General features: G+C 49.4%; 14 protein-coding genes. 5 read left to right on the forward strand and 9 right to left on the reverse strand.

Going from position 1 to position 12,612, the window contains the following annotated elements:
* The 7 genes from HP401_RS02695 to eutL are packed head-to-tail and all read right to left on the reverse strand — an operon-like array spanning position 1 to position 4,923.
* Positions 1-288, reverse strand: coding sequence for a EutN/CcmL family microcompartment protein (locus tag HP401_RS02695; protein WP_007720099.1), 288 nt, complete (start codon positions 286-288; stop codon positions 1-3).
* Between the two features lie 4 nt (positions 289-292).
* On the reverse strand, positions 293-1,120 hold the full coding sequence (locus HP401_RS02700; RefSeq protein WP_173603968.1) for a hypothetical protein: 828 nt from the start codon (positions 1,118-1,120) through the stop codon (positions 293-295).
* A gap of 15 nt (positions 1,121-1,135) precedes the next feature.
* The gene (gene pduL, locus HP401_RS02705) at positions 1,136-1,912 is read right to left on the reverse strand and encodes a phosphate propanoyltransferase (RefSeq protein ID WP_041749711.1); all 777 of its coding nucleotides are present in this window, start codon (positions 1,910-1,912) and stop codon (positions 1,136-1,138) included.
* 9 nt (positions 1,913-1,921) lie between these two features.
* Positions 1,922-2,209 carry an ethanolamine utilization microcompartment protein EutM gene (gene eutM / locus HP401_RS02710; RefSeq protein WP_007720104.1) on the reverse strand — a complete coding sequence of 96 codons (288 nt, stop codon included), beginning with the start codon at positions 2,207-2,209 and terminating at the stop codon, positions 1,922-1,924.
* 49 nt (positions 2,210-2,258) lie between these two features.
* The gene (locus HP401_RS02715) at positions 2,259-3,752 is read right to left on the reverse strand and encodes an acetaldehyde dehydrogenase (acetylating) (RefSeq protein WP_064200066.1); all 1,494 of its coding nucleotides are present in this window, start codon (positions 3,750-3,752) and stop codon (positions 2,259-2,261) included.
* A complete protein-coding gene (locus HP401_RS35560) occupies positions 3,752-4,237 on the reverse strand; it encodes a BMC domain-containing protein (RefSeq protein ID WP_064200067.1) in 486 nt (161 codons plus the stop codon). Before HP401_RS35560 ends, HP401_RS02715 begins: the two co-directional genes overlap by 1 nt.
* Positions 4,238-4,272: 35 nt before the next feature.
* The gene (gene eutL, locus HP401_RS02725) at positions 4,273-4,923 is read right to left on the reverse strand and encodes an ethanolamine utilization microcompartment protein EutL (RefSeq protein ID WP_173603969.1); all 651 of its coding nucleotides are present in this window, start codon (positions 4,921-4,923) and stop codon (positions 4,273-4,275) included.
* 331 nt (positions 4,924-5,254) lie between these two features.
* Here eutL and HP401_RS02730 point away from each other — a divergent pair, with 331 nt between their 5' ends.
* The 3 genes from HP401_RS02730 to HP401_RS02740 all read left to right on the forward strand — a co-directional run bounded on the left by HP401_RS02730 (position 5,255) and on the right by HP401_RS02740 (position 8,328).
* Positions 5,255-5,929: a hypothetical protein gene (locus HP401_RS02730; protein WP_173603970.1), complete on the forward strand. Its 675-nt coding sequence runs from the start codon at positions 5,255-5,257 to the stop codon at positions 5,927-5,929.
* A 175-nt stretch (positions 5,930-6,104) separates the two neighbouring features.
* Positions 6,105-6,782, forward strand: coding sequence for a response regulator transcription factor (locus HP401_RS02735; RefSeq protein WP_173603971.1), 678 nt, complete (start codon positions 6,105-6,107; stop codon positions 6,780-6,782).
* Positions 6,772-8,328 (forward strand): sensor histidine kinase, encoded by a 1,557-nt coding sequence (locus HP401_RS02740; RefSeq protein ID WP_173603972.1) that lies wholly within the window; start codon positions 6,772-6,774, stop codon positions 8,326-8,328. Before HP401_RS02735 ends, HP401_RS02740 begins: the two co-directional genes overlap by 11 nt.
* 46 nt (positions 8,329-8,374) lie before the next feature.
* On the opposite strand, the gene HP401_RS02745 is transcribed toward HP401_RS02740, so the two are convergent.
* Positions 8,375-9,271 (reverse strand): LysR family transcriptional regulator, encoded by an 897-nt coding sequence (locus HP401_RS02745; RefSeq protein ID WP_173603973.1) that lies wholly within the window; start codon positions 9,269-9,271, stop codon positions 8,375-8,377.
* Positions 9,272-9,399: 128 nt separating this feature from the next.
* Here HP401_RS02745 and HP401_RS02750 point away from each other — a divergent pair, with 128 nt between their 5' ends.
* The gene (locus tag HP401_RS02750; RefSeq protein WP_173603974.1) at positions 9,400-10,467 is read left to right on the forward strand and encodes a YeiH family protein; all 1,068 of its coding nucleotides are present in this window, start codon (positions 9,400-9,402) and stop codon (positions 10,465-10,467) included.
* Between the two features lie 135 nt (positions 10,468-10,602).
* Positions 10,603-12,279, forward strand: a complete 1,677-nt coding sequence (locus HP401_RS02755) for a sulfatase family protein (protein WP_173603975.1) — start codon at positions 10,603-10,605, stop codon at positions 12,277-12,279.
* A 70-nt stretch (positions 12,280-12,349) separates the two neighbouring features.
* On the opposite strand, the gene HP401_RS02760 is transcribed toward HP401_RS02755, so the two are convergent.
* A complete protein-coding gene (locus tag HP401_RS02760) occupies positions 12,350-12,607 on the reverse strand; it encodes an HPr family phosphocarrier protein (RefSeq protein WP_064200074.1) in 258 nt (85 codons plus the stop codon).
* Between the last annotated feature and the right edge of the window lie 5 nt (positions 12,608-12,612).

Here is a 12,612-nt window from a genome sequence, read left to right on the forward strand (position 1 = left end):
CTATTCCTCTCTTCCTGCGGCACCCGGCACCTCAAACGAATCCACGATGCCTACGATGATCGCATCGATCGGCACACTGGTGCCGGAGAAAAGGATTCGGGCAGGCGTCCCACGAGAGACGATAACCTGTTCCCCGATTCCCGCACCGATCCTGTCCGCTGCGATAACGGTTTGTCCGCCTTCTTCGCCACGCCAATCAATCGGCTGAACCACCATGAGCTTGAGATTTTCCATACCTGCTTCTTTTTGCGTGGCCCAGACGCTGCCGATCACTTTTCCCAAAAACATGCGATCACCCTTTTCCTAAATAGCTGACCGTAATGCCGCGTTCTCTCATGCTGTCATAAGCAAGCGGAGAAACAATTGCACCTTTTTTCACGATCAAAGTCGTATCGCGAAGCTCAGGCTGCGATCTGATCCAATCCGCTGTCAACAGCTTCCCGGAAAAGACGGCTTCTTGCTCATCCAAAGGAGTCAATATCGGTTGTTCTGTCTTGCTAGTAGTCTCTACTTTTTGTAGCTGAGACTTCAGCTTGGAAACCACGCGATCAGCCAGACGGCGTTGCTCCGCAAACTCCACACCCAGCTCCTTCATGCCTTCAACGTGACGGTTGAACAGCTTTTCATAAGCAGGTGTCAGTGTCAATGTTTGCAGGGTACGACGGTCTGCGCGCTTGATTCCTGGCACATCGGAACCAGCAATGACGAATTTACCTGTTACCAACGCGGAAAAGACGATTTCCGCTTTGATTGTTCCTTTTAGACCGGAAGCAATTCTCGCTGCATTATCCAAATCGATTTCTGGAATCACGATACCGACATAATCTTTCGGCACTTCCAACGGGGCAGGAGCGTACTCGTCTGCTGTAAGAATTTTGCCTGCTCCCCCACATTCGATCTTGTGCATTCCCAACCAGGAAGAGGTTTCTCCGTCCAGGAAGAGAATGTCATGGCAGATCCCGTGGTTTTTCAGTTGGATAAAATGATCCTGAAACGCCTCATGAGCCTGGCTGTCGCAAAAAACGTACAGGACACGAGGCGCTGTGCTGCTTTGCTTTTCTGTATTCATCGATTGCAAAATTTCTTTCGTAATCGACGCCACCATTTCTCTGATGTCCATCAAGCTCAACCTCCGTTAGCCGGAGTAAAATTGCCCGTTCTTGCCGATCACTTTTACCCGGTCGCCCGTTTTCAAATTAGCGGCATTTCCTTCATCCGTATCCACGTGGAAATCAAGTGCAAACTGCGGATGTACACGAACGACTACATCTGGATAGATGATAGGACGATCGCTTTGCGTCGCCAGAATCAGCGTATCGCCATCCTTCACTTGATATTGCTCGGCATCTGCTGGAGACATATGAACGTGGCTCTTCGCAACGATTACGCCTTTGTCCATTACTACTGTCCCTTTTGCCGTTACAAGTACCATACCTGGTGTACCTTCAATATCTCCAGACATACGCACAGGGGCTTGAACACCTACTGCAAAGCCGTCTGTTCTGGAAATTTCCACTTGTGTCGCGCCACGAGCTGGTCCCAAAACGCGAACCCCGTGGATGCTGCCTTTTGGTCCCACGATGGTGACTGTTTCCTGGCAAGCAAACTGGCCCGGTTGCGACAAATCACGCATTGGCGTCAATTGATGTCCGGCTCCGAAAAGCTTCTCGACATCTGCTTGCGACAAATGAATGTGACGGTTAGATACGCCCAAAGGAATTTCTCGCACTGCCTCGGCAGCTTGATTGGTGGAAGGCTGCTGGTTCTGATCAACTTGTTTCACTTGAATCCCTCTTCCTTTCAAGAAATCTGCCGCTGCTGGTGTTATTTTATCCCCTTTCTCAACGAGAAAGGGGTTTGGAATGCCTGACTTATGCATGGCTCTCAAGGATGCTTCTGTAATCACTGCCATAAGGATTTATTACCCTTCGAGTTTAGGCAGAATCAGTTCAATGTCTCCATGAGGGCGTGGGATAACGTGAATAGATACGAGCTCTCCTACTTTTTCAGCAGCAGCGGCACCTGCGTCTGTGGAAGCTTTTACTGCACCTACGTCACCACGTACCATAACCGTCACGAGACCGCCACCTACGTGTACTTTACCGATCAGTTTTACGTTTGCTGCTTTTACCATTGCGTCAGCAGCTTCAACTGCTCCTACCAAACCTTTTGTTTCTACCATTCCCAATGCGGACATTTCTCCAGCCATTTTCATTTCCTCCTTAATTATATCTCCAAAATTTTAGTGTTTTACGACATTAAGACGTCATTTCTGTTAACACGGATTTGATGATGTTCTTGATCTCATCACGGCTCAAGCCAACGTTCATGGAAGAGACAGCTTGTAGAACAGCTTCTTCCGCTTGTGTCGCAGGAGCTTGTGGTGCTGGTGTTGATTGTGGCATTTCTTTGATACCAAATGCAACACGCTTGATGTTGAACATATGCTTCGCACCGATGTTATCGGAAGTGATGTTGCCCCCTAAAGAGCCGCATCCAAGAGTGAACGCTGGTTGTACGCCAGTCGTTGCACCAATTCCTCCGAAGGTCGTACCTGTATTGACCGGAATTCTAGATGCTGGCATTGCTTGACCATACGCTGCGATGACATTTTCATCCTGGGCGTGAATACCCGCTGTATGTCCAAGACCACCATGCTCCAGCAATTCGCGGCAACGGGCAAACGCTTCGCTGTCGCCGTGAACAGTGTAGAGGGCAAGGACCGGAGCCAGTTTTTCAACGGACATCGGATATGCTTTACCTACATTGTTCTCCTCCGCAATCAGGACACGCGTATCAGCAGGGATGGTAATACCCGCCATTTGCGCGATCACATGCGGAGAGCGGCCAACGATTTTCGCGTTCAGCGAGCCGTTAATCGTGACGATGGCAGCTACCTTTTCCTTTTCTTGCTCGTTCAGGAAGTAGGCGCCTTCACGCTTCAGGGCAGCAATCAATTGGTGTTTGGTGGATTCCTCTACTACCAATGCTTGCTCAGAAGCGCAGATTGTACCATAGTCAAACGTTTTGCTCTGTACGATGCGCTTCGCAGCAGCAGCAAAGTCTGCACTGTGGTGGATGTAGACTGGAACGTTACCAGGTCCTACACCGTAAGCAGGCTTACCGGAGCTGTATGCTGCGCGTACCATTGGCGTTCCGCCAGTCGCGAGAATCAAATTGGTCAGCTTGTGCTTCATCAGCTCGTTTGTCGCTGGAAGCGTAGGCTTGGTAACGCAATGGATCAAGCCTTCTGGTGCTCCAGCCGCTACTGCCGCCTGTGCCATCAGTCGCGCTGCTTCCAGCGTACATTTGGCTGCCGACGGATGCGGGCTGAAGACAATCGCATTTCTCGCCTTGAGGGAGACCATCGATTTATAGATTACCGTGGACGTTGGATTGGTAGAAGGCACGATACCAGCTACAATACCGAATGGCTGCGCCACTTCCCATACCTTGTTTTCTTCGTCCTTACGGATGATACCAACCGTTTTTACATCTTTCACAGATGCGTACACATCTTGAGCAGCAAACAGGTTTTTCATCCGTTTGTCCGCGATGTTACCAAAGCCTGTTTCTTCTACAGCCATAGCTGCGAGTCGATCTGCATGCTCCACGCCTGCTTTGGACAGGGCTTCGATGATTCTATCGACTTGTTCTTGGCTGTAAGTAGCGAACTTGGCCTGTGCTTCCTTCGCTTGTGCGAGGTAGGTACGCACTTCCTGTATGGAATACAGATCAGCGTCGAGTGTCATTAGGCTTTGTCACCTCCGCCTTGTTTCTCTTCCAACAGACGAATGAGATCTTCTTTCTTCGCCATGTTGATTTCGTTCGTTGTCAGCGGGAAGTCCGCATACGAACGCGCCATTTTGCGCAGATCATTGATAGACTGATCTTGCAATTTGGTCGCTGGCACTTGGGCCGGCTCTGCCTTAGCCTCTTCTTTTGCTTCCGGTTTCAGCAGATTTTTAAGCATTTTTGGTACATTTTCGTCAGGACGTGGAATCACGTGTGAGTGCAGCAATCTTCCAACACGTCTCGCAGCGTCAGCGCCAGCATCTACTGCTGCCTGTACGGACGAGACATCTCCGATTACATACACGGTAACGATTCCTGCGTCCGCGCCTTCATAAGAGACAACTTTGACGTCAGCTGCTTTGGCAGCAGCGTCTGCGGCAGCAATGAGAGCAGGCAAGCCCAATGTCTCAATCATGCCGAGTGAATATGACGTAGCGCGCATTTACATTACCTCCCCTTCAAGAGGGAAATTCCCTATTATCGTTTGACAGGCTGTTGGGCGACACTTCTTACGGCATCGGCAAAAGCATCGGCGGCTGCCGTGCATGCCGACTGGCTACCAGTGAGTAGCGCTCCCCCAAAGTTCGTTTCTGTTGGTGGACCAAAAAATTGAACCATTTCTACATCTGCAGCCTTGAGGGCGGCATCAATACCATACATGGCTTCCAGCGGTGGTGCGATCAAGTAGGCAAGCGGTTCACCTTCTCTGATACCCGCCAGTTGGGACAAATAGCTGCCCGTCCGCGACACAACATGGGCGTAATACGCATGCGTCCCTTCATCATTCAAAGAGTAAAAGCATGCTCCGCTCTCCATAAATGCAACGGCTGCATCCAGTCCGCTCTGCACCTCCGATGGCGTCGCGCCTCCGATCATCCCGATGAACTCGCCGGACAACGGTCCAGACGCATGGCCTGAGCCTGCATAAAACGACTTGGCATACACAACTTCTACCGCTGCACTTTTGGTCGCTTCGTCAATGGCTGTATACCCCACATCGTCAATCGTTGAGGTCAAAAGCCCCAGACTTCGGATATGAGAAGGCAGGTTCAGCTTCTCCGCAAATTGAGGATCGACATTGGGAATCAGTCGGATCGCAAGCGGCGTCGCTCGAATTGGTTTTTCCATGCGTGTCACTCCTTTCAAGACAACTTCCCTTTTCAAAAGCAAAAAAAGGTGCCTAAACACGAAAAAATAAGCCGTGTTCAAGGGCACCTTTGCCTTTTGATTATTCACTTGTGAGTAGAAGATTACACGCGATTTACGTGGTCTTTTACCTGTCTCTAATGTAGAACAAGGTACAGAAAAATGCAAGCGTTTTCGGCATTCCGTCACTTTTCCATATTCCGGTCATATTACGGACACACGCCCCCATTATCTTTGAGTTGTAGCCGAGACGGGCAAGCCCATCAAACAAGGCTCACCACTCATTTACAGAACCCCAAGGAGGAATTTTACAATGAAAAAGAAAATGGCAATGACAGTAATGGCTTTGGCAGTATCTGCAATGGCAGGTTCCGCATTTGCGGCAAATGAACCAGCGAAAACGACTGGTTCTTCTGCTCCACTGAAAATGGTGAACACAGATGGTACAGATGCTCTTCTAAAACCGATTTTTAACCTGGAGCAAATGGCAAAGGAAAAGGGCATCACTGTGGAAGAGTTGATCAAACAGCTTGAAAAAGAAGGAAAACTGACGAAAGGAGTAGCTATTAACACGAAAGACGGCGATCTGACAACTAGCTTCTCCTTCATGAAATTCGATGCCAACAGTGATAACAGTAAGACAATCAACCTGGATGAAATGGCAAAAGAAAGAGACATCTCCGTAGAAGAGTTGATCGAGCAGCTTAAAGAAGAAGGAACGCTGGCAATGATTGCTTCCACGACAATTATCAATCTGGAAGAAGTAGCAAAAGAAAAAGGCCTCTCTGTGGAAGAGTTGATCAAGCAGCTTGAAAAAGAAGGCACGATCGCCACTGGTGAAGCAGCTTCCTTTACTCAACCTGCAATCAGTTTGGAGCAAATGGCAAAAGAGAAAGGAATCACCGTTGACGAATTGATCAAACAGCTCGAAAAAGAAGGCAAGATCACAAAAGGAACAACAGTCTCCGTATCTGCCATCAAAAAATAAGCGTTGCCTTTCAAGCACACACAAAAACCTCTGACAGGAAACTGCCAGAGGTTTAGTTACGCCCTGCTAAACAACTGAACAAGAACATTTTTTACAAATGGTTACAGTCAAAATGATGTCTATCATTGCTATGATAAGTACAAATTGACTTGAGATAGATAGGAGGTGTTTCTTCGTGAAACGAATTCTACTCATCGAGGATGAAATGCCGATCGCCCGACTTGTCCAGGTCTACCTGGAACGGGCGGGCTATGAGGTAAAATGGAATGAGGGTAATCACGAGGCAATCCCGACTTTTTTCTCCTGGAAACCGGATCTTGTCCTGCTTGACCTGATGCTGCCCGATCATGACGGCTTGGATATACTCGATCAGATTCGCCAATACGGCAGCTGCCCTGTCATTATCATCACGGCGCGCGGTACCGTACCAGACAAGCTCCAAGGGCTAGCACAAGGTGCAGATGATTACATCGCTAAGCCATTTGATCCAGAAGAAGTGCTCGCACGTGTACAAGCTGTGCTCCGCCGTTCCTCTTATATCTCCGAAGCAGATACGATCAGACTCGGGACACTTTCCATAGATGTTGCTGCCCAAAATGCCTTGATCGGGAAAACACCCCTTGCCTTGATGCCACGGGATTGGCAGCTGCTCGTTTTCCTGGCGCGACATCCCAACCAATGCTTTAGCCGCGATCAATTACTGGATCAAGTGTGGGGAATGGATTTTGAAGGAGGGGATCGTTCTGTGGATACCGCTGTGAAACGTTTGCGTAAAAGCTTGTTGCCTTGGCCGACTTCCGAAGGGGAGATTAGCACAATCAGAGGAATGGGGTACAGCCTACGTGTTTACTAAACGTTTCTCTGCCAACAGGACTGCCGTGCCGCTCTTGCGCTACTGGACGTGGCGCTATGCCTTGATTTTATCGATCATTCTTTTTGGTATCGGCTTTTTTGGAATCTATTGGATTAACAAAGCAGCTACAGAACAACAGTTTCAAGTATTGGAAGCAAGAACAGAGTTGCTCGCTGATTCGTATACCAAGGTGTTGCTTGCCAAGGACACCTCGACTTCTTCTGTAAAGATAGAGGATTTGGCACAAACAACTGTAGGTATCTCCAATCAGGCTGTCGCTGCTGTGACTGGCCCTGCGTCTCCGGCTATTCCTGACACCGCAACACCCGCAGCCACTACCGCCATGATCGCATTTCGAGTCATGCCGACTGTTCCAAGCGATCACGTGGTACAGATTTACGATGATGCAGGCAAGACGTTCAAGAAGGAAATGGTGAATCAGACGATGACCGCTACCATTGCGCAGTTGCCTACTCCTGCCCAACCGGTGGACAAAACGAAAGAAATACGGGAGGTTGTTGCCACAAAGGGAGCTACCTGGCTGCGTGTGGGTGTCCCTTACTATGAACACAATACAGTCGCAGGCACCTATTACGTCAGTACCCCCCTTAACAATGATTTGGTTCACACTTATATCACGATCATGGTTTCCATCGGAATCATCACTTTGTGCGGTTGGGCCATCGTCTATGTCCTGTCTCGCTCGTTAACACAGCCCCTGCGGCAGTTGGCAATAGCGGCAGAGCAAATATCCAGCGGAAATTATACGCCTTCCTTGCCCAATTCCTCCAAAATCAAAGAAGCAGAAATCAGTCAGCTGGTTCATTCCTTTGACGAAATGGCGAAACGGCTTGGACAATTAGAGCGGATGCGCACCGACCTTTTGGCTGGTGTGTCCCATGAGCTACGTACCCCTGTCACCTCGATCCGCGGGATGATTCAAGCGGTCAAAGACGGCGTAGTGAAAGGTGCAGATGCGGATGAATTCATGCAAATCAGCATGGACGAAGCCAAGCGACTCCAGACAATGGTCAATGACCTGCTCGATTTTTCCTCCATGGAAGCAGGTGAGGTATTCGCCGAGAAGCAGTCCATACAGATCGACAGCACATTGGATCAGATAGTCGCACAGGTGCAAGCCTTGCCCTCATTTGCCAACGTATCTGTGACAGTTAATCCGACTGGACAAGATACTGTATGGATCGGTGATGAATCACATGTCAAACAAATTTTGCTCAATTTATTGGGGAACAGTGCTGCCGCAAATGCAACGCAAATCAACATCGGCGTCCATAATCCGAGTGACTTCCTCTCCATCGATATAACCGACAATGGAAAGGGAATTCCTGAGTCAGAGGTTCCCTTCATTTTCGAACGGTACTATCGCGGAGATAGCAAACGGAAAAAGAAGCAAGGTCTGGGGCTGGGCTTGACGATCTCCCGCCTATTGGCAAAAACACACGGCGGCAATGTCGAATTGGTTCAGACATCTCCAGAAGGAACAACCTTTCGACTTACACTCGCCCATCCAGACTCGTCCGCATGAAAATGAACAGAGGAAGCAGCACTGATGAATCGTGCCGCTTCCTCTTTTACGTATGGGCACCCTCCGGCACATGTGTGCGGATGAGATCCATGAAGATGTCCAATGCTTTGGTATGAAACTCTTCAGACTTCGTGACGAGCGAAAAATCACGGGTAACCGGTGTCCCCGTCACTTTCAATGTACAGAGCGTGCCGAGCTTGCGTTCTTTGCGGATGGCCCAATAGGACAGCAGGCTGATTCCCAAGCCAGCCTCCACTGACTCCTTGATCACCTGTGTACTGCCGAACTCCATTCGCTTGTACGGTGTGAATTGTAGTTGGCGAAACATTTTTTCAGCCGCTTCCCTCGTGCCTGACCCTTCTTCCCGTACAATCCACGTTTCCTTCATCAGCTCGTCAATACTGACCTCCGACTGCCCGGCCAATCGATGCTCTGGGGAAGCAATCAAATACATCCGATCATCAGCAAACGGCTCTACGCACATTTTTTCGTCCACATACTCTCCCTCAACAATCCCGACGTCGAGTTGTCTATTCGCCACCAGCTCAGCAATGACGGTGGAATTGTGGATCGTAATCGTGGGGGTAATCATTGGGTAATACTGACGAAGACGGGCAATGACGTGAGGCAGTACATACTCTCCATAGGTGTAGCTGGCGCCAATCGTCAAAGGCCCGCTCGGTGTATTCATCAAATCATCCACGAGGCTCTGCATCCGCGTATACAAGCCCAAGATCTCCCGAGCGTGATGATAGACAATCTCCCCGGCTTTATTCAAGCGAACATATTTGTTGCTTCGCTCCAGGAGCTTTGTCCCTATCGTGCGCTCGAGCGCATGAATATACTGACTAACGGCAGGCTGCGTCATGTGGAGCTCTTCTGCAGCTCGGGAAAAGTTTTGTCTGTCTGCAACGGTCACGAACACAAGCAAATGCTGATCCAACTGCCTTCACTCTCCTTTCCACCACTAATCATTCATTTCACTTATGATCATTATCGCAATGATTTATTTTTCTTATTATAGCAGTTGCCGTATGCTGAGTTTGTAAAACTTTTCGAGGAGTGATGGCAATGGCAACTCAGATCAAAAGCAGCGTGCCATTGAATGAAAGCAATGCCAGCGTACAGCCCGCAAAAAACAACGAAAGCAAACCTGCATCCTTCTCGCTGTGGATAGCTGGAATCGCTTTTACTTTTTTCATCGCCCTGACAGGCTACGGCTTAGCAAAAATACCTGGCTTTCAACAGGTCGGCCCTCTCGCCTGTTCGATCCTGATCGCGGTCGCGTACCGGCATTTTCGTGGATATCCGGAGGCATTGCGATCAGGGATTCAATTTTCCGCCAAACGTTTACTTCGTCTGGCTATTATTTTGTACGGGCTCAAGCTCAATATCGACGTCGTCTTGAATCAAGGTCTCGGACTTCTCGTCTATGACGCTGGTGTCATTATTTTTGCCATTGTGGTTACGATGCTGATAGCCAAATGGTTAAAAGCAGACTCTTCCCTCTCCCTCATGCTCGGAGTCGGTACAGGCGTCTGTGGAGCAGCAGCCATTGCAGCCGTCTCCCCTATCATTGCTGCCAAGGATGAGGATACCGCTATTGGGGTAGGTATGATCGCACTCGTCGGAACCCTGTTTGCCGTTGCCTACACGATCCTCCGTCCATTCCTTCCCCTGTCCGCGGTCGAATACGGCATGTGGTCAGGAATTAGTCTGCATGAGATTGCGCATGTTGCATTGGCTGCTGCACCAGCGGGTCAAGATGGGCTAGCGATTGCCCTGCTGGCAAAATTGGGGCGTGTACTCCTGTTGGTTCCGCTCTGTTTTATCCTGATGGTTTGGATGAAACGCTCCGGGAAATTACAAAGTGGCACCAAGATCGAATTCCCTTGGTTCCTGATCGGATTCCTCGCCACGAGTGTTTTTGGAAGCTACGTTCTTGGTACATCCATTCCTGTCTCAGAAGCGTTCCATAATGGCATCGCCAATGTCACAACCTTCGTGCTCACCATGGCGATGGTCGGGCTCGGGCTCAATGTCAATCTGCGTGCACTACGGACAAAAGCAGCGCGCCCACTGATTGCCATGAGTATTACCTCGATTCTTTTGTCAGTGCTCTCCTTTGCATTGGTATAAAAACTGTGGATAACCAAACACCCGAATTCGAATTCGCCGATTTCTTGATGATCGGCGAGTTTTTTTGTGGATAAGGACAAAGATTATCCCCATATGTTGATAAAGATGTGTACATCTTTGCCGAGGGGGATCTATATGTCGAGAAAATGGTTGAGGAGACGACCGAATATCTTATTCATCATTGTGGATCAGGAACGATTTCCCCCTGTTTATGAAGAGCCTGCGATACGTGAATGGAGGGAGGATACACTCCACGCCCATGCTTTTTTGCGAGAGCATGGGTTGGAATTCAAGCGTCATTATGTTGGCTCCACAGCCTGTTGCCCTAGCAGAGCTACCTTATTCACTGGTCAGTATCCCTCTTTGCACGGCGTCACCCAGACCAGCGGCGCCGCTAAACGCTCAGCCGACAGCGACATGTTCTGGCTCGATCGCAATACTGTCCCGACGATGGGAAATTATTTTCGCCAAGCGGGCTATCGTTGTTTCTATAAAGGCAAGTGGCATTTTTCCGATGCCGACATTTGGGTACCGGGTACCCATGTTCCTACCCCCAGCTATACCCTTGGAACAGGGATCCCTGATCCCGATAAGGAACGCTTGTACTTGCTTGCCGATCGGCTGGACGGCTATGGTTTCTCCAGTTGGATTGGTCCCGAACCGCACGGAATAGCGCCGCATAACTCCGGTTCGTCCGCAGCCATCGGAGTAAATGGTCGTGATGTGGTGTACAGCAGTGAAGTCATCGAGCTGCTCCATGCCCTAGATCAGGAGAAAGGCTCCGCGGAAAGCTACCATCCTTGGCTGATCGTGGCGTCTTTCGTCAATCCACATGATATCGCCATCTATGGGGATATCTCTGCGAGCTCACCGTTTTTTCGCTTCCATGTGGATAAGTCCGTTCCCACTGTTGCCCCGCCCCCTACTCAGTACGAATCACTTTCGACAAAGCCGCGCTGCCAAGCGAGTTATCAAGAGGTATATCCACAAGCGTTTCAACCCATTTCGGACCAAGCCCATTATCGAAGACTGTACTATCAACTCCAAAAAAACGCCGATCGGGAAATGATGCGTGTTCTTGAAGCACTCGTCGCTAGCTCGTTTTATCCCGAGACACTGGTCGTGTCCACATCCGATCACGGTGAATTGTTGGGAGCTCACGGCAAGCTGTATCAAAAATGGTATTGTGCCTATGAAGAGGCGATTCACATTCCCCTCATTATCCACAACCCGCTCCTTTTTCCACTCGCGACCTCCACAGAGCTGTTAACCAGTCATGTGGATATTCTTCCGACACTACTCGGGATGGCTGGAGCAGACACAGACAGGCTTCGTGACGAGCTGACCTATACACATAGTGAGGTACGCCCTCTAGTTGGTCGTGATCTTACTCCCATCATCTTGACCCACGAAACGGACACTATCCCCAGCGAGCCGATCTACTTCATGACGGACGACGATGTGACAAAAGGACAGCATCAGGTGAACGTGCAACACCAACCCTATGACTCTGTCATTCCTCCGAATCGGATAGAAATGGTCCTCGCCTGCATGAATTCTGCCGGGCACAGCGCTTTATGGAAATACTCCCGCTATTTTGCTGGGGATGTATACAACCCTACGATGACTGATTACGAATTGTACAATCTCACGACCGACCCTTTGGAAACACGGAATATGGTTATCCCCCTTTACAAAACCACACACTCGGAGCGCGTCCGCCTGAAAATGGAGCAGCTTTTAGAAGAACAGCGAGCCCAAAAACGGCTGACCCCCTTTTCGCCGCCTTTCGCACAACTACTATCTACGTAAAATTTCCCGGAACAACAGAAAAACCCCTCAAATCGAGGGGCTTTTCGTCTTTCCTTTTCTTGTCTCTTCCCTATTCCTGTTCGGTCAATGCTTTTTCCAATGCTGCCATCGCTTCCTGTTCATCGGCACCATCGGTGATCAGAGTAATTTCTTCCCCTTTTCCAATCGCTGCTGCCATAATGCCCATGATGCTCTTGCCATTTACATTTTTCTCATTTTTGATGATTTTAATTTCACTGGAAAAAGACGTGGCCACCTTCACAAAGTTCGCAGCAGGACGTGCATGCAGGCCGTGCGCCAATTGAACCACTATTTTTTTTTCTACCATTCTGA

Source organism: Brevibacillus sp. HB2.2 (assembly GCF_013284275.1).
In the GTDB taxonomy this organism is placed as follows: Bacteria; Bacillota; Bacilli; order Brevibacillales; family Brevibacillaceae; genus Brevibacillus; species Brevibacillus brevis_D.